Genomic DNA, 17,446 nt, shown 5'->3' on the forward strand with positions numbered 1-17,446 from the left:
CCTGGCGATGTCAGCTCTTGCCGACCATCTTGTTCATCTGCTGGATCTCAGCGGTCTGGGCCGTGATGACGTCGTCCGCGAGCTTGGTGGCAGGACCGTACGTGCCGTCGGCCTTCTCGGTCTTGGCCATCTCGACGGCGCCCTCATGATGCTCGACCATCATCTCGAGGAACATCTTGTCGAATTCGGCGCCGGAAGCCTTCTCCAGCTTGTCCATGTCCTCGCCGCTCATCATGCCGGGCATGGAGGACGACATGTCGTGACCCATGTCGTGGCCCGCGTCGGACATGTCCTCGGGGACCTGCTCGCCCCACGAGGTGAGCCAGCCGGACATCGTCTTGATCTCCGGGTCCTGCGCCCCCTTGATCTTCTTCGCGAGGTCCTCGACCTTCTGCGAGGAGGCGCGGCCGTCGGCGAGTTCGGCCATGTCGACGGCCTGGCGGTGGTGCTGGATCATCTCCTTGGCGAAGTCGACGTCCGCGTCGTTGTGGCCACCGGCCTTGGCCGAGGCGGACGCGGACGGGCTGGAGTCGGAGTTCATCGACCCCATGTCGTGACCGCCGCTGTCGCTGTCGCCGCCGCATGCGGCAAGCGTGAGAGCGGCCGCACCGGCTGTGGCGGCGAGGGCGGCACGACGGATGAGCCTGCGGTGTGCAGTCATGGTTGAGCTCCTGCGTTCGGATCTTTCGGTCTGTTGAAGGGCATGCCGAGGCACGTCGCCACATCCGCGTGGGCATGCGGCGGCGTGCGGGCCGCTCTAGATCCGCAGGAGTTGGAGTTCGGAGAGTGAGGGCGGGGCGCGCCCGCCATCCGGACCACTGCCCCATGGAGACGTCCGCACATCGGTCGGCTCGGCGCCGGCCACCACGTCGGGCAGCAGTACCGGCGCCACCGCGGGCGCCCCGGGCACGGACGCTGAAGCACAGGTCGGATCCGCGTGCGTCGCGTGACCCGTACCGCCGCCCTCGCCGTGCTCACACTCGCCCGGCATCGACGCCACGACTTCCGTGGCACCCGTGTGCGCGGTCGCCGCCGGCCGGTCATGGCCAGAAGAAGGCGCGAGCTCAGGGACCGGCCCGAGACCGTGCATGCCGAGCAGGCCCAGCAGCAGAGCGCACACGAGCAACCCACATGACCGCAACGTCAGTTGCGGTCGCATGCGCTGTCCGAGGCGGGTCACGGCCTCATCGTAAGCATGGATCACGGGTCCCTTGCATCCCGGGGGCCACCGGAGTAACAAGAGGTCTCGGCGCTCGAAGCCGTCACGAACTCACCGGGCGAGCCTGATCCCCCTCCACCTCTGCTGCTCCAAAAGGCTGACAGGCCAGCCATCTACTATGGTCTTGCGTATTCGCTTGCGCATCAGGTGGCGAAAGGGAGTCGGGGCCATGCGGCGGCTGGGGGATCTCGAGGCGGAGATCATGGATCGCCTCTGGACGTGGAGCCGTTCGGCGACGGTGCGCGAGGTCGTCGACGACATCAACAAGACCCGACCCATCGCCTATACGACGGTGATGACGGTCACCAACATCCTGTACACCAAGGGCTGGTTGCTGCGCAGCAAGCAAGGCCGTGCCTGGTTGTACGCGCCGGCGCGCAGCCGTGAGGCGTACGCCGCCGCACTCATGGAGTACGGCCTGGGAGAGAGCAAGGACCGCCCGGCCGCCCTGGTCCATTTCGTGGAGAACATGTCCGAGGAAGAAGTGGCCGCCCTGCGCAAGGCCCTGCGGACTGTGGGACGACAGGGGAAGTCGTGAACGCGGCCCCCCTCCTGGTCGGTTACACAGCGGCAGTAGGTTTCATCGCTCCGCACTTGGTCCTGCGTGCCCGCTGGCCGCACCGGGCACCCGCCCTGGCCGCCGCGGTCTGGCACGCCCTCGCGGTCTCTTTCTCGCTCGGGGCCGCGCTGACCGCGTACAACCTGGCCATGCCGACCGAGCACCTGCACACGGGTCTGCTGGGTCTGCTGCACTCCTGCGGACTGGACATCAGCGCGGGCGATCCCGACCCCACGACCGCCCACCGGCTCGCCGTCGCCCTGCCGGCTTCGATCGGAGTCGCCCTGGCCTCGGCCTTCACCTTCCACGTCGCGCGAGCCCGTCGAGCGCGGGCACGACACCGGGAAGCGGTGGACCTGGTGGGCCGCCACTCGGCCCGACTGAGCGCCACCGTCCTGCCGTACGACACACCGGCCGCCTACTGCCTGCCCGGCCGCCACCCCAGAGTCGTGGTCAGCGATGCGGCCGTGCGCGAACTGACGCCTGAGCAACTCGCCGCCGTACTGGAGCACGAGCAGGCCCACATCCTGGGCCGTCACCATCTGACCCTGGCCGCCGTGGAGGCGTTCTACTCGGTCTTCCGCCGACTCCCGCTGGCCAGGCATGCCCGAGAGCAGACGGCACTCCTGCTGGAGATGGTCGCGGATGACCGTGCTCTGCGCGGCCACTCGGACGAGGCGTTGGCGACCGCCATGTACGAGATGGCGGCGGCGCGGACCCCGAAGGGCGCGTTCGCCGCGGGCGGGCACATGGTGCTGATCCGCCTGAAGCGGGTGCTCGGCCCTCGCAGGGCTCCTCACCCCGCCGTCTGGGGGTCCGTGGCCGCCGTGGCCGTGGCCGTTCCGCTGCTGCCGCTGCTCGTCGCCTGTCCGCCCGGCCTCGGCTGACCGCCGCCCCGTCCTCGACGGGCCGACTTGCGTGAGACCCCTGCGACTTGGCCTCACTTGCGATACGAACTACTAATCTACTAAGTTCCAATCCACTTACTTCCGGCTGACCAACATCATGAGACGCCGGTTCCTGACGGCGAGTCCTGTGGCGCTGCTGCTCGGCGCCACCGTCGCCTTGTCCGCAGACGCGCAGAGGAGTCGCCCGAGCATGGGAACGCACCGTCGGCCGAAGCCGCCCAGCCGCGCCCGGATCGCCACGCTCGGCATGGCCGCCGGCGCCGTGAGCCTCCTGCCGACGCAGAGCCAGGCGGCCCCCAAGCCCACGGTGGACGAGGTACGCAAGCAGGTGGAGAAGCTCTACGAGGAGGCCGAGGCCCCCACCGAGGAGTACAACGCCGTCAGCGAAGAGCAGAAGAAACTGCAGCGCGAGGCCGTCCGCGCGCAGGACCGCCTGGCCCGCAAGCAACAGGAGATCAACGAACTGCGGGAGGCGATAGGCCCGTTGGCGGCCGCACAGTACCGCAGCGGCGGCGTCGACCCAAGCGTGCAGCTCTTCCTGTCCGGCGACCCGGACAGCTACCTCGACCAGGCCGAGATGCTCGACCGTACAAGCAACCGGCAGGCCGAATCCCTGCGTGCGATGCAGACCAAGCAGCGCGAACTCACCCAGGAGCGAGAGGCCGCCCAGAAGCGCCTGAAGGCTCTGGAGGAGACGCGCACCAAGGCCGGCAAGAAGAAGAACCAGGTCCAGGACAAGCTCGCGAAGGCGCGCAAACTCCTGAACAGCCTGACGGCCGCACAGCGCGCCAAGATGGAAGCCGATCAGAAGCGCGACGATGCCGCCGCGGGCGCCAGCGACTCTCCCTCCACCTACAACGGCCCCGCCAGCGGTCGCGCCAAGACCGCACTCGACTTCGCCTACGCCCAGCTCGGCAAGCCCTACGAGTGGGGCGCCACCGGACCCAACTCCTACGACTGCTCAGGACTCGTGGGAGCGGCATGGCGCTCGGCGGGCGTGTCCCTACCCCGCACCGTCAAGCAGATGTACGACGCCGGTCGCAAGGTGTCCAAATCGGACCTGCAGCCCGGCGACATCATCTACTGGTACAACGACAACCAGCACAACGGCATGTACGTCGGCAACGGCAAGGCCATCCACGCGCCGCGCACCGGCAAGAACATCGAGATCGTCCCGCTGGACTCCATGCCGTTCTTCGCCGCGAGCCGGCCCTGAGCACCAACATTCGTACCGTCCAAGGAACTTCCGTGACCGGCCACCGCCGTCCACCTGCACGCACGCCTCTGACCACCGCGGGTACGGCTCTCGCCGCCCTGCTCCTTGCCGCCTGCGGGGGTGAGGGGTCCGACACGGGCGAGGGGTCGGAGGGCGCGGAGCTGTCCCATGTCCATGGCCTCGGCGTCAGCCAGGCGGACGGCGATGTGTACGTCGCGACCCATGACGGCCTGTATACGGTGACGGAGGGGCGGCAGCCGAAGCTCGTCGGCGACCGCAAGGACGACTTCATGGGCTTCACCGTGGCCGACGAGAGCACCCTCATCGCCAGCGGACACGGCGCCGAGGGCAGCGGCCGCCCGGGAAACCTCGGCCTGATCCAGAGCACTGACGCGGGCCGGACATGGACGGCCCGGTCGCTGGAGGGGGACGCCGACTTCCACTCCCTGGACTCGGTCAAGGGAACGGTCTACGGATACGAGGGCGGTCGGATCCGGGTCAGCAGTGACCTCGAGAGGTGGGACGACCGGGCCTCGTTGGAGGCACTCGACCTGGCGGTGAGCCCGGCCGGGGACACGCTACTGGCCACCACGGCCGAGGGTGTCGTGGCCAGCACGGACGGCGGGCGCACCTTCGGCGAGGCCGCCAGGCCCGTGCAGGCGTTCGCGTCCTGGCCCGCGGACGAGTCCCTGTTCGGCATCGACGTGTCCGGAAAGCTGAGCCGCAGCAGTGACAGCGGCAAGACATGGAAGCAGCTCGCAACCGTGCCCGGCGGACGGCCCCAGGCGCTGACCGCCGTGAACGCCGGACGCATCCTCGCCGCGACACAGGACGGCGTGTACGAGTCCCGCGACGGCGGCAAGACGTTCACCGAACTCGCGCCGCTCGCTTCCTGACTCCGCGACCGGGACGCTGTCCGTTCCACTTGGCCGAGAGGCAGCCTCCGGACAACCCGAGACAGGAAAAGCGCGCCGTCAGGGAGCTGCCAGCCCCGTCGACTGATCATCGCGTACGTCAGGCCGCTGCCGATGCACCTCCTGCCGCCTGCGCCACCCATAGCGGGTCAGCCCTCGCGGCTTGTACACCGACAGCACCACCGCAACCAAGAGCACGACCAGGGCGGCGGCGGCATCAGCGATCAGCTGGACCCGCATGCCGACGAGGTCATCGCCGGACAGGCTCGCCTCGACCGCGGCGTCGGCGACGTGGCCGACCACCCGCATGTGCACGAGCAGCAGGACGGTGGCGATGACGTTGATGAGCAGTTTGAACAGGACCCAGTAGTGACGGAACAGGCCCCACGCCGTGCCCAGGGATTGGACGAGCCCTGTGAGGAGCGAGGCGAAGCTCAACGGGACCAGAACGAACCAGCCGGTCACCTCCATCGCGACATAAACACCCCGCACTGTCGGGGTGCTCTCACCGAGCAGACCCACGACGGCGAGCACGAGGAAGACGGCGACCGCGCCGAGCCAGCCGACCGAGGAAGTGATGTGTGCGGCGAGCGTGAGCTTGCGGAGGCGAGAGTTCATGGCCATGGTGCTCAGTGGCCGCGCATGCCGCCGCTGAGCAGATGCATGAGCACGAACGCCACCAGCAACGCGGCTCCGGCGGCGAACCCGAACACCTTCGCCCAGCGCGGCATCCCGGGATGCGCCAGGGCGTCTGGCTCACGGCCGTCCGCGTCGGCTCGAGAAGACGAGTCAGTCATGTGAGAGGCCCTTCGTCGCGCTCGGATGCCATGCGGTCATGGCCGGCAGGTCCACAGCGTTCCGCAGTTTACGAGACACAGTGTCTATAGTGTCAACCAAGATGTATCGACACCGTCGCCGCGTACACTGACCGGGTGCCGAAGCTGTGGAACGAGACGATCGAGGCGCACCGCCGCGCCGTGCGCGACGCGATCCTGACCACCACCGCCGAGCTGGCCGCCGAGCACGGCGTCCGGTCGGTGACGATGTCGCAGATCGCCGAGAAGGCCGGAATCGGTCGGGCCACGCTGTACAAGTACTTCCCAGACGTCGAGGCGATCCTGCTCGCCTGGCACGACCGTCAGATCACCGAGCACCTGGGACAGCTGGCGGAGGTCCGGGACCAAACCGATGGAGCCGGCGAACAACTCGAGGCGGTCCTGAGGGCGTTCGCCCACATCTCACGCGAGTCCCGAGGGCACCATGGCACCGAACTCGCGGCGTTCCTTCATCGCGACGCACGGGTCGTACGAGCGCAGCAACAGCTCCACGGCATGGTCCGAGACCTGCTGGCCGAGGGCGTGCAGAGCGGCGGCTTCCGCGGGGATGTCGCGCCCGACGAGCTCGCGACGTACTGCCTCCACGCCCTCACAGCCGCTGCCGCTCTCCCCTCAGAGGCGGCGGCCGACCGTCTCGTGACGGTCACGTTGTCCGGACTGCGCGACACGCACGCCGCGCCGGACGACGGGAAGCCAAGGACAAGTCGACACGGGCACCACAGCCATCGCGCACAGCATTCTGATCACTGAGCGCGCTCGCAAGCCCAGACATCTACTAAGATTCTTAGGAGGATTCGGGTAGCGTAGGGATCACCCCGTCCAGGGGGGAACCGGAGGGGACATGACCGGATTCAGTGATGCCTGCCCTGGCTGCACTGCCAGCAGCATTACCGATGCCATGCATCTCGCATCAGACGTCAGGGACGAGCAGGGCGGGCTCCTGTCAGGATTTTCCACGCTCGGGGTCATAGCGATGGTGCTGGTCGTCGCCCTCGTGCTGGGCCTGACCGCAGAACTGGCATGGAGAGAGCGGCGGCAGCGCGGACAGGAAGAGCCCTGGGCACCCTCCCCTCAACGCGGTCCCCACGAGGGCGAAAGCCCAGGTGACCAAGGAGGCGCTGACTAGTGGCTACTCCGTCGACTGCACACCCCCGGGAAATGGCTCACCTCCCCACGTGTCCGGACGCGCCCACCGGCGGTCGATGAGCCCGTCCGGACGGACAGCGCGAGGTGAGGGTCAGGCTCGATAGGCCACGTTCGCCATCATCCCGGCCTCGCCGTGGTACGCGTTGTGGCAGTGCAGCATCCACTGGCCCGGGTTGTCGGCGTCGAAGTAGACGGACAGCTTCTTCTTGGGCAGCACGATCGCGGTGTCCTTCCGCGGCCCATGGGTGCCGAGTTGGTAGGTGTGGCCGTGCAGGTGCATCGGGTGCCACATGTCGGTGTCGTTGACGAAGTCGAGCCGTACGCGCTGCCCTTCCTCGATGAGGATCGGGGTCGCCTGGGGATCATTCATGTCGAACGGCTTGCCGTTGATGGCCCAGTTGTACTTCATCATGCCGCCGGTCAGCTTGATCTGGTGCGTGACGTCGGTCTTGGCGGACGTGAGCCGTACGTCGTCGGCCGCCCGCAGCTGGGACGCGGTCACGATCACGCCGTCGAGTTCCTTCGGGCGGACGGTCACGGACGGCGTGCTCCCTGAGCCCGTGCGCACGAGAGCGAAGCCGTTCGCGTCCTTGCCCTCGGCCACGGCGACGAGCGGGAAGACCCCGTCGCCGAGGGTTACGAGGACGTCGTAGCGCTCGCCCATGCCGACCAGCAGCGCGTCCACCTCCTGATGCTGGACCGGGAAGCCGTCGGTGTGGGTGATGGTCAGCTTGTGGTCGCCAAGGGCCACCCGGTACGCGGTGTCCCCACCCGCGTTGATGATCCGCAGCCGCACCTTCTTGCCGGGCTTGCCGGTGTAGACGTCCGGGTCGGCCGCCACCCGCCCGTTGATGAGGTGGTGCGGGTACTTCACGTCGCCGGCGTCGCCGCCGAGCAGGTCGCTTTCTGCGCCCATGAGCATGAACTTCATCGACCTTCCGTCGGAGGAAGCGGAGGCCGAGGGGGACGGGGAAGCACCCATGTCCATCCCGCCCATGTCCCCCATGTCGTGCCCCTCCATGCCGCCCATGCCCTGCCTGAGCTCGGCGAAGACCTCGTCGGGGGTGCCGGTGACGCCGTCGACCCAGTCGTCGAGGAGGACGACCCACTCGTCGTCGTAGTCGAGGGTCTCCTTGGGGTCTTCGACGATCAGCGGGGCGTACAGGCCGCGGTCGAGCTGGACGCCGACGTGGGGGTGGAAGAAGTACGTGCCCGGGGCGTCGGCGATGAACTCGTACGTGAAGGTGGAGCCGGCTCGTACGGCGGTCTGGGTGGTGGGCGGAACCCCGTCCATGTCGTTGCGCATGGCGATGCCGTGCCAGTGGATGGACGTGGTGGTCTTGTTCGGGAGCTGGTTCGACAACTCGGCGACCAGGGTGTCGCCGACGGAGAGGCGGATCTCCTTGCCCGGGGTGCGTCCGTCGTAGGCCCAGGTCTTGGGCATGACGCCGCCGCCCAGATCGATCACGGCCGGTGCGGCCGTCAGGGTGACCTTCTGCCGGCGTCCGGTGCTCTTGCGCTTCTCCTCGGCAGCGGCGACTGCCGAGCCGGAGGGGTTGATCAGAGCGTTGCTGCTGCTGGAGCCACTCCCACTGGTGCAGGCGGCGAGCGCTCCGGCGCCTGCGGATCCCAGCCCGGCGAGCAGGACGGAGCGGCGGTTGATGCTGTTCATTTGTGTGGTGTCCTCTGTCTCGAAACTGCCGATGCGGTCGCGGAGGGACGGCACATCACGCGGTCACGCGCCGTCCGGAGCGGCCTAAATGCGCAGTTGCGAGAGGACGGACAGATCGGGCGGGGCACGGCCTACCGCACTGGCGGGGGCACGGCCTGCCGCCTCCAGTTCCGGGTCCGCGGGCGGGTCGAGCACGCTCTGGCCCGGCACGGCCAGTTGTACGGAAACGACGCTCGCCGTGGTGCAGTGCTGCATGCCGGACATGGCACAGGCGCCGGAATCCATGCTGTGCGTGGACGATTCCGATGCGGAAGGTGCCGCCTCACCCTCCGTCGCATGAGCCGTCTTCGCCATCGCATGAGCCGCGTGGGCAGGAGCCGGCATAGGCAAGGAGGTCGACATGGGCGACGCGGCCGTCATGGACGTCATGGACGTCTCGTGGTGGAGGAGTACAGCCAGCGCGACGCACAGGGTGAGGAACGCCCCGTACGCCCAGCGGGCGGCCATGCCGCCGCCGTGAGCTGCCCGTATCACCATGAGTTCCACCTGTGCCGTGCTGACTGGTCACTGGAGCCGCATACTACCCCCTGGGGGTACCCCGCGTCCTCACCGCCCGACTCGACCAGCGCCGGAGCGACACAGGGGAACGTCCGGGACCCTGACGCCGACGGCGCGCTTCGTGGCGACGTCAGCGCGAAGTGGCGGCGCTGGGACTCCCGCCATGCACCGAGTGCAGCAACTCCCCCACGAGCGCTCCGACTTCGGCGCGCGCTGCCGCCGGATCCGTAGCCTCTCCGATCACCATGGCCGCCTCGCTGAGCATCCGGAAGAGCACTCGCGTCAGCAGCGGACTCGGCTGGAGCCGTGACTGCCCCGACTCCGCCAGCTCATGCAGCATCGCATCGAGCAGGCCCATCATGCGGGCCTCGAGTTCGCGGCATCGCTCCCAGCCCAGTACGGCTGGAGCCTGCTGCAGGCAGATGCGCTGGTACTCGCGATCCAGACAGGCGTCGAGGAACGCGTCCAGGCCGCGCGTGAGGCGCGCCCACGGCCCGTCTTCGCCCGCTCCCGCCCCGATGACGGTCTCCGCGATCCGGTCGTTGACCGTCTGCAGCACCTGCTCGAAGAGCGCCTGTTTGTTGGCGAAGTGGTGGTAGAGGGCACCCTTCGTCAGCCGCGCCGCGGCAGCCACTTCATCCAGCGACGTCTGAGCGAAGCCCTTCTCCGTGAAGAGCTCCGTCGCCGATTCCAGCAGCGCGGCGCGGGTGGCCTCCACGTACTCCTGACGCCTTCCCTTGACAGTCATGACCCCTAGGATATTCCATACTCGGAGTATCTGACCAACTGTGAGAATGCACCCTCAGGGGGACCCATGCTTGCCCGACTGGCGTCGCTCGCCCTACGGCGACGACGGCTCGTCTTTGTTGTCACCGTCCTGGGATTCGCCATCGCGGCGGCCATCGCTTCTCCGGCCATGAAGGTGCTCTCCGCGGGCGGTTTCGAAGACCCTGACGCAGAGTCGTCAGTCGCTGTCGACGTCCTGCGAGACCGCTTCGACACCGGCGATCCCAACTTCGTGCTCCTCGCACGCGCTCCCGAGCAGGTCGACTCCGCCGAGGCCGCCGCCGACGGCCGGGCCCTGACCGACAAGCTCGCCGGGCAGAACGGTGTCGCCGAGGTGACCTCGTACTGGGCTGCCGGCCGTGCGACCGACCTCCGCTCCGAGGACGGTCGCTCGGCTCTGGTTCTTGCCCGCCTCAGCGGTGACGACGACCAGGTCCTGAAGGCGGCCAAACGCATCGCCCCACTCGTCACCGGGGACCAAGGCGTACTGGAGGTGAAGTCAGGAGGGCGCGCCGAGTTCAACCGGCAGGGTTCCGAGCGCATAACAAGCGACCTGACGCGCGCCGAGGGCATCGCGGTGCCCATCACCATCCTGCTGTTGGTTCTTGTCTTCGGATCGGGGATCGCCGCACTCCTGCCTCTCGCCGTGGCCGGAGTTTCGGTGATCGGCTCGTTGGCGGTGCTGCGGCTGCTCAACGAGGTGACCGGCGTGTCGATCTTCGCCGTCAACCTCTCCACGGCGCTGGGGCTCGGACTGGCCATCGACTACTCGCTGTTCATCGTCAGCCGGTACCGGGAGGAGTTGCGCAGAGGCCTCGACACGGCGGCCGCGCTGCGGATCTCGCTGCGCACGGCGGGGCGTACGGTGATCTTCTCGGCGCTGACCGTCCTTCTGTCGCTGTCCGCGCTCCTGGTCTTCCCGCTGTACTTTCTGCGGTCCTTCGCCTACGCGGGCATCGCGGTGGTCTTCTTCGCCACATTGGGCGCGGTCGTGCTCCTGCCCGCGCTGCTCGCCGCGCTCGGGCCACGCATCGACAAGTTCGACATCCTTGCCAAGCTGCGCCGTCGCGGACCCGACGCGCAGTCCAAGAAGCCGGAGGAAGGCTTCTGGCACCGGCTGGCCACGGCCGTCATGCGGCGCCCGCTGCCCGTGCTCACCGTGGTCCTGGTCGCCCTCGCCATCATCGTGATGCCGTTCACCAAGGCCTCGTTCGGGCTTCCCGACGACCGCGCACTGCCCAAGGACATGGCCGCGGCACAGGTGGGCACCGCCACGCGGAGCGAGTTCCCCTCCTTCGCCGGGCAGGAACTGAAGGTTGTTCTGCCGGACACCAGGCCGAACGACGCCGCGCTGACGGCCTACGCCGAGTCCCTGTCCAAGGTGTCCGGCATCGAGCGCGTCGACACAGCGACCGGAAGCTTCAGTAGCGGTACTCGTGCGGCTCCGCCTGCCGCGGGCGCCGCGCAGTTGTTCACCGACGGCAAGGGCGCCTGGCTTTCCCTGACCACAGGGGTCGAGGCCTATTCCGAGGCCGGCCAGGACCTGGTGTCCGGCCTACGGGCGATCGATCCGCCCTCGGGCACGGACGTGCTGGTCACGGGGCCGGCCGCCACGTATACGGACACGTTGGAGAGTCTGTGGTCCGCGCTGCCGTACGCGGTACTGATCATCGCGGTGATGACCTTCATCCTGCTGTTCCTCTTCACCGGCAGCGTCGTCATGCCGGTCAAGGCCATTCTGCTCAACCTGCTCAGCCTGACGGCGACGTACGGCGCCATGGTCTTCGTCTTCCAGGACGGCCATCTGCAGTGGCTCGTCGGGGACTTCACCGTCACGGGGCGCATCGACGTGACCATGCCGATCCTGATGTTCTGCATCATCTTCGGACTGTCCATGGACTACGAGGTGTTCCTGCTGTCCCGGATCAAGGAGGAGTACGACCGCACCGGTGACAACCGCCTCGCCGTCGCGGCCGGGCTGGAGAGCACCGGCCGGATCGTGACGGCGGCAGCCGGCCTTCTCGCGATCTTCTTCCTCGCCCTGGTCAGTGCCGGGGTCACGCACGTCAAGATGCTGGGACTCGGCACCGCACTCGCCATCGTCATGGACGCCTTGATCATCCGAGGTTTGCTCGTGCCGGCGTTCATGCGGCTGGCAGGCCGTGTGAACTGGTGGGCGCCATCTCCCTTGCGACGTCTCCACGACAGGATCGGATTCAGTCACGGTCCGTCGCCCGACGCGGACGAGAGCCCGACTCCCGCACCAGCCGCCGCCTCTACCGATGCCGCAACGCCGGCACGAAAGGTGATGCACTGAATGGACTGAGGCGTACGACCGTGGGGCCGACACCGAGGTGTGTCGGCCCCACGGCTGTTCGCACCGCCCGGCTCAGCACCACAGCATGACCGTGGCCACGAGGACGGAGGCAGGGGCGAGGACAAGGCCGACGAACCATCCGGCACCCGTCGCCACCGACCGCCTCTCATCCTCCTGGGCCAGGTCGAGAAGACGGTTGATGCGTTCGGCCACGTGATCCGCCGACGCGTTGAGGACGGTGACTCCCATGTCTCCCCGGCCTGCCCGTGCCGCGGCAAGGAGGGCCAGCCCGCGCGCCACGGTCTGTCTCCGCGCGACCCGAGCCGCCGCGTCATCGGCCGCCATCTCCGCCAGACGCGCGACGGCAGGGCCCGCCGCGGCGAAAAGGGGCACCCTGGGAAAGGCCCGGGCAAGGGATGCCGCAGCGGTGGTCAGCACGTAATGGTGCCCCCTCAGGTGAGCCCTCTCGTGCGCCACCACGGCGGACAGTTCGGCCTGCGGAAGCGTCCTCAACGCGGCCGTGGTGAGGACCACGCGGCCTCCGCCTCTGGCTGCGACGCAGTAGGCGGCCGGGCACTCGTGATCGACCGTCACGGCTCGGCCGCCGAACACCTGCATCGGTCGGCCCAGCAGGTCGAGGGCCTCGGCGTGACGCCGCTGACCGCGCCGTAGCCGGAGCAGCTCCCCCAACACGACGGCGCACACCCGGGCCGGCACGGCGAACGCGAGAACTGTCCCCACGGCCACGGGGATGTCTTCGATCCTCGATGATCCGGCGCTCCCGAGGAAGGACAGGCAGCACTCCCACAGGCCGCGGCCGAAAACAGCTTCGGTCACCTCGCAACCGAGCAGAAGGGCACCACCCAGCGAGGAGACGAACAGCCCGAACCACACGGCGATGGCGATCCGGGGTGCGCGCACAACCCAGCCGGCCCGACGCAGCAGCAGGGGCACCACCACCGCGACGGCAGTCAGGTGGACGGCCAGGAGGAGTACGGTCATGCGTCGCTGCCCAGGGCCCGGCGAACCGCAGCGACAAGGTCGGGGGAACCCGTCGACGTCACCCTCTCGACGAAGTGCAGCAGCACCGACTCCGGATCGCTGCTGCCGGTCAGGGCCTCCGTCATCAGCCGGGCCGTGCAGGCGTCGCGGGTCTCACGGGGTTGGTAGAGGTACTGCTTCCCGGAACGGGTGCGATCGAGCCATCCCTTGCGGTGGAGCTTGGCCATGGTGGACATGACCGTCGTGTACGCCAGCGGTGACGTACGGTCGGCGTTCATGGCTTCGACCATATGTCGCACAGGAAGCGGATGATCGGCGGTCCACATCCGCTCCATCACTTCTGCTTCAAGCGATCCCAGATTCCACACGCTGCCCTCCGCCCGGCTCCGGCTGCATCGTACCGGTGCTCGGGCAGGGGACTGAGGGGCCGTGTGGCGTCGCGCTGGTGCGCACGGACCCCACACGGCCCCTCAGCCTGCCGCTGCTCAGCCGACGGTGCCGGGCGAGAGCCAGCTCCGGAACGTCTCGGCCAGCACCGACCCGCGGGTGCCCCTCTCATGGACAGAGGACGGCTGCCGCATCGCCTCGTCGGCGCCCCGCAGTTCGGCCATCAGGTTCTTCAGCAGGCGCTCGCCCTCCAGTTGATCAGCACCCAGGCAGGTCAGGCCGATCAGCAGCTCGCCTTCGACGGTGCCGCAGAGCACCTCGAACCGATGCCGCAGCGGTGTGTCGGGGTGAACAAGCGCCCCCGGCCGATGGGCGGACGGCCGCAGACCCGATACGGAGTACAACTCGTCGACTGCGCCGAGGTAGTTGAACGCGAACTCCGGCGCATCGGCGAGGGCACCACCCGCGTGAGCGGTGCAGCCGTGGACGGCGAGGGCGTCGTCGAGGCCTCCGTTCGACCGCGCGGCACGCGCCTCGGCAACCCCGCGAACCGTGTCGTCGGCGTTCCCCAGAGCCGGTACTTCCAGGTGGTAGCGGACCGAGAGCCTGCCGACGGTGCGCGACAGGTCGGCGGCGGCATCCGTGACTCCGGGCAGCACAGCGGCACGCCCGTGCCCGTCCACATCCACCTGGATCGACTCGCCGAAACCAGACGTACGAGCAGACCTTGCGAGGGCCGCCAGGAGCACGTCCCCCATGGTCACCGCGCCGTTCACCTCGTCGCGCAAGCGGCCGACGGCCGGAGCGTCGATTACTTCGACGAGCGTCACGGCATCGCGAGCGACTGCCCCGGGAGTTTGGGCCGGCGATGGCCTGTCCTGTTGCTGAGCGCCTTCCCTCGCGTGTTCCGCGTAGCGCGCCAGCTGACCGGCCCACACCCCGGCGGGCACGGTGGGCGGAGGAAGCTCGGCATGTCCTTCCTGCGCTATCTGGGCGTGCGCGGACAGCAGTTCATCCAGAACGAGCCGCAGCGAGAAGTTGTCCACGGCCAGCCAGTGCGCGACCAGCAGGAGTTCCGGGCGCCTGTCCCGTCCCCGGTCGAAGTACAGCACCCGCAGCAGCGGCGGCTCGCTGAGGTCAAAGCTACGCTGCGCCCCCTCGGCGAGTTGCTCGATGGTGCGATCCTGCTCCTCGACGGCCATGTCTGCGAGGTCAAGCCACTCCAAGGGCGCTGTGGGTGCCTCGTCCACCGATGCCACGCGCTGCCGCCAGCCCTCGGTCCCGTGGACGAAGCCCGTACGAAGGGCGTCGTGGCGGCTGATCAGCGTGCGCAGCGCGACGCGCAGCGCCACCTTGTTCAGCGGATCGTCGAGTTCGAAGAACAGGGCGTAGTTGTGGTGGCGTGCCACCGAACCTTCCAGACCGGCCAGCAGCATGGCCTGGGCCGGGAGCAGCGGCGCCTCACCGACGACCTGGGCCTGAGGTTCGTCGGTCGGGCGAGGAGCGGCGAGCGTGGCCACCCCCGCAAGTTCCGCGACGGTCGGGTTCTCGAAGAACTGCCTTGGCGTGATGGACAGGCCCGCTTCGGCTGCCTTGCTGATCACCCGGAGTGCGCGCAGTGAATCGCCGCCGAGTTCCCCGAAAACGTCGTGGATGCCGACGACTTCGACACCGAGTACTTCCCTCCAGATGTCCCGCAGTCGGCGTTCTATGTCGTTGCGAGGTTCGGGTCCCTGGGCACTACCCGGATCCGCGGCGCTCTGTGGCCGGTCGGCCGCCGCTTGCGGGACCGTGGTGGGCAGGGCGCTTCGGTCGACCTTGCCATTGGCCGACAGCGGCAGCGCGTCGAGCGGAACGAAGTGACGCGGAATCATGTAGTCCGGGAGAATGGCGTTGAGCACTGCCCGCACTTCCGCGACGAACTCGTCCGGGTCGCTGGTTGCGGAGCCAGGGGCTTGGGTGAGGTAGGCGGTGAGGTGGTTGTCGGTGGCGGTGACGACGGCGTCCCTGACCCCCGGGTGGGCGGTGAGCCTGGCCTCGATCTCACCGAGCTCGATCCGATAACCGTTGATCTTCACCTGGTGGTCGTTGCGGCCCAGGAACTCGATCGTCCCGTCCGGATGATAACGACCCAAATCCCCCGTCCGGTACAGCCGTTCACCGGTGACCGGATGCGTCAGGAACCGCTCCGCGGTCTTGTCCGCATCACCCCAGTAACCGCGCGCGACCCCGACACCGCCGATGAACAACTCCCCCGGCACCCACGTCGGAACCGGACACAGACCCCCATCCAGCACATGGAAAGTCTGATTCGCCAGCGGACGCCCGTACGGAACACTCGGCCAGCCCGGGTCCAGCTCCCCTATCGGATGCCAGATCGACCAGATCGACGCCTCCGTCGCACCCCCCAGACTCACCAACTCCGCCTCCGGCACCACGCCCCGGATCCGATCAGGCAGGGACAACGGGATCCAGTCCCCGCTCATCAGCACCAACCGCAACCCACCCAGCGAGTCCCGCACCTCCCGCGACTCCTGACGGGCACCGGCATGCTCCACCAGCATCTCCACCAACGCCGGCACCGAATTCCACACGGTGACGTGATGAGCACGAAGTAGTTCCAGCCACACAGCCGGGTCACGGTGCGCCTCCGGCCGCGGCAGAACGAGGGTGCCGCCGGCGGCGAACACACCGAAGACATCCCACACCGACAGGTCGAAACTCAACGACGACAGCCCCAGCACCCGGTCCCCCGCCGTGATACCGAAACGGTCGTTGATGTCCGCCACCGTGTTGGCCGCCCCCCGATGGTCGATCATCACCCCCTTCGGCTCACCCGTCGAACCCGACGTGAAGATCACATACGCCAGGTCATCCGGCTCCGCGACCTGCGGCACAGGACCGTCCTCGACGCCCTCCCACACAGATTCGTCATCCACCGCCAGCACCGTGACGTCGCTCGGCCACTCCAGCATCCGCGCCAACCGCGCCTGCGTCAGCACCACCCGGCACTGGCCCCGGCCCAGGATGTGGTGCACCCGCTCCACCGGCCACGCCGCGTCAACCGGCAGGTACGCAGCCCCCGACTGCAGCACACCCAACGCCGCCACCGGCTGCTCCCAGCCCTTGTCCATCACCACACCGACCAGCGTGTTCGGACAACACCCCAACTCCCTCAGCCTGCGAGCGATACGCGCCGCACGCCGATCCAACTCCGCATAACCGACCGTCCGATCCATCGCGATCACGGCCGGAACCTCACCCCGAGCCCGCAAAGAACCGCCCAGCTGATGCAGCAGCCCCGTCGGCAGCACCGCCGCCGTCGCGTTCACCTTCTCCCGCGCCACCAACTCCGCAGGCCCCACGAGCTCGAGTCCGGACGCGTCCCACACACAGTCGTCGTCAGCCAGCCGCTCCACCAACCCGCCGAACGCGGCGAACGCGGCATCGATCAACCCCGGCGGGAACAACTCCTCCACCACCGCCCAATTCACCCGCAGCACACCACCCAGCTCGAACACCTGGCAGTCCAGGAAGACCTGGGGAGTCTGAGTGATGGTGTACGTGAGCTTGCCGAACTCCTGCGCCGCCTGGCCAAGGCTCGCCTCGCCGTCGCCGAGCGCGCTGGTGAAGACGACCGGCATCGTGGCGTGGGCGGTGGCGTCCGCACGAGCGAGTTCACGCAGCACTCGTATGCCGCTGAACGCCTGGTGTTCGAAGTCGTTCCAGAAGCGCTCCTGCAAAGCTCGGGCCTGCTCGCGTACGGGTGCCGTGGCGTCGAACTCTGCTGCCAGCAAGACCACTGAGGTGTACTCGCCGATGACGCGGTCGATGTCGGGATGCAGCGGCAGCCGCTCGTTGACCGTCACGTTCAACGTGAACGCGTCACTCGCCGACCACGCCCGCAACGTGGCCGCATACGCCCA

General features: G+C 68.3%; 16 protein-coding genes. 6 read left to right on the forward strand and 10 right to left on the reverse strand.

The window, feature by feature from the left end; translation table 11 throughout:
• Nucleotides 1–10: 10 nt before the first annotated feature.
• Together FE633_RS35775 and FE633_RS35780 are read right to left on the reverse strand one after the other, a co-directional pair.
• Nucleotides 11–661, reverse strand: a complete 651-nt coding sequence (locus FE633_RS35775; protein ID WP_138049332.1) for a DUF305 domain-containing protein — start codon at nt 659–661, stop codon at nt 11–13.
• Nucleotides 662–757: 96 nt separating this feature from the next.
• Nucleotides 758–1,180, reverse strand: a complete 423-nt coding sequence (locus FE633_RS35780) for a DUF6153 family protein (protein ID WP_342791241.1) — start codon at nt 1,178–1,180, stop codon at nt 758–760.
• A 208-nt stretch (nt 1,181–1,388) separates the two neighbouring features.
• Between FE633_RS35780 and FE633_RS35785 the strand changes: the two genes are divergently transcribed.
• The 4 genes from FE633_RS35785 to FE633_RS35800 all read left to right on the forward strand — a co-directional run bounded on the left by FE633_RS35785 (nt 1,389) and on the right by FE633_RS35800 (nt 4,798).
• Nucleotides 1,389–1,757, forward strand: a complete 369-nt coding sequence (locus FE633_RS35785) for a BlaI/MecI/CopY family transcriptional regulator (RefSeq protein ID WP_138049333.1) — start codon at nt 1,389–1,391, stop codon at nt 1,755–1,757.
• Nucleotides 1,754–2,665, forward strand: a complete 912-nt coding sequence (locus tag FE633_RS35790; RefSeq protein ID WP_138049334.1) for a M56 family metallopeptidase — start codon at nt 1,754–1,756, stop codon at nt 2,663–2,665. The genes FE633_RS35785 and FE633_RS35790 overlap by 4 nt, the downstream gene beginning before the upstream one ends.
• Before the next feature lie 211 nt (nt 2,666–2,876).
• Nucleotides 2,877–3,902 carry a C40 family peptidase gene (locus tag FE633_RS35795; RefSeq protein WP_138049335.1) on the forward strand — a complete coding sequence of 342 codons (1,026 nt, stop codon included), beginning with the start codon at nt 2,877–2,879 and terminating at the stop codon, nt 3,900–3,902.
• Between the two features lie 32 nt (nt 3,903–3,934).
• Nucleotides 3,935–4,798: a F510_1955 family glycosylhydrolase gene (locus tag FE633_RS35800; RefSeq protein WP_138049336.1), complete on the forward strand. Its 864-nt coding sequence runs from the start codon at nt 3,935–3,937 to the stop codon at nt 4,796–4,798.
• A gap of 78 nt (nt 4,799–4,876) precedes the next feature.
• On the opposite strand, the gene FE633_RS35805 is transcribed toward FE633_RS35800, so the two are convergent.
• Nucleotides 4,877–5,434 (reverse strand): hypothetical protein, encoded by a 558-nt coding sequence (locus FE633_RS35805; protein ID WP_212747321.1) that lies wholly within the window; start codon nt 5,432–5,434, stop codon nt 4,877–4,879.
• An 11-nt stretch (nt 5,435–5,445) separates the two neighbouring features.
• Entirely contained in the window at nt 5,446–5,613 is a 168-nt protein-coding gene (locus FE633_RS47515; RefSeq protein ID WP_171060255.1) for a hypothetical protein, read from the reverse strand.
• A 135-nt stretch (nt 5,614–5,748) separates the two neighbouring features.
• Here FE633_RS47515 and FE633_RS35810 point away from each other — a divergent pair, with 135 nt between their 5' ends.
• The gene (locus FE633_RS35810) at nt 5,749–6,402 is read left to right on the forward strand and encodes a TetR/AcrR family transcriptional regulator (protein WP_138049338.1); all 654 of its coding nucleotides are present in this window, start codon (nt 5,749–5,751) and stop codon (nt 6,400–6,402) included.
• A gap of 487 nt (nt 6,403–6,889) precedes the next feature.
• Here FE633_RS35810 and FE633_RS35815 read toward each other — a convergent pair whose 3' ends face one another.
• The 3 genes from FE633_RS35815 to FE633_RS35825 all read right to left on the reverse strand — a co-directional run bounded on the left by FE633_RS35815 (nt 6,890) and on the right by FE633_RS35825 (nt 9,776).
• Nucleotides 6,890–8,470, reverse strand: coding sequence for a multicopper oxidase family protein (locus FE633_RS35815; protein ID WP_138049339.1), 1,581 nt, complete (start codon nt 8,468–8,470; stop codon nt 6,890–6,892).
• Nucleotides 8,471–8,554: 84 nt separating this feature from the next.
• The gene (locus tag FE633_RS35820; RefSeq protein ID WP_171060256.1) at nt 8,555–9,007 is read right to left on the reverse strand and encodes a DUF6153 family protein; all 453 of its coding nucleotides are present in this window, start codon (nt 9,005–9,007) and stop codon (nt 8,555–8,557) included.
• Between the two features lie 151 nt (nt 9,008–9,158).
• Nucleotides 9,159–9,776, reverse strand: a complete 618-nt coding sequence (locus FE633_RS35825) for a TetR/AcrR family transcriptional regulator (RefSeq protein WP_138049340.1) — start codon at nt 9,774–9,776, stop codon at nt 9,159–9,161.
• A 66-nt stretch (nt 9,777–9,842) separates the two neighbouring features.
• On the opposite strand from FE633_RS35825, the gene FE633_RS35830 reads away from it, so the two are divergent.
• On the forward strand, nt 9,843–12,131 hold the full coding sequence (locus tag FE633_RS35830) for an MMPL family transporter (protein WP_138049341.1): 2,289 nt from the start codon (nt 9,843–9,845) through the stop codon (nt 12,129–12,131).
• Nucleotides 12,132–12,203: 72 nt separating this feature from the next.
• Here the strand turns inward: FE633_RS35830 and FE633_RS35835 are convergent, their stop codons facing one another.
• The 3 genes from FE633_RS35835 to FE633_RS35845 all read right to left on the reverse strand — a co-directional run.
• On the reverse strand, nt 12,204–13,133 hold the full coding sequence (locus FE633_RS35835) for a M56 family metallopeptidase (RefSeq protein WP_138049342.1): 930 nt from the start codon (nt 13,131–13,133) through the stop codon (nt 12,204–12,206).
• Entirely contained in the window at nt 13,130–13,597 is a 468-nt protein-coding gene (locus FE633_RS35840; protein WP_342791242.1) for a BlaI/MecI/CopY family transcriptional regulator, read from the reverse strand. Before FE633_RS35840 ends, FE633_RS35835 begins: the two co-directional genes overlap by 4 nt.
• A gap of 21 nt (nt 13,598–13,618) precedes the next feature.
• A partial coding sequence (locus tag FE633_RS35845; protein WP_138049344.1) for a non-ribosomal peptide synthetase occupies nt 13,619–17,446 on the reverse strand: 3,828 nt, incomplete at its 5' end.

Origin of the sequence: Streptomyces montanus (genome assembly GCF_005786655.1) — a bacterium.
In the GTDB taxonomy this organism is placed as follows: Bacteria; Actinomycetota; Actinomycetes; order Streptomycetales; family Streptomycetaceae; genus Streptomyces; species Streptomyces sporangiiformans.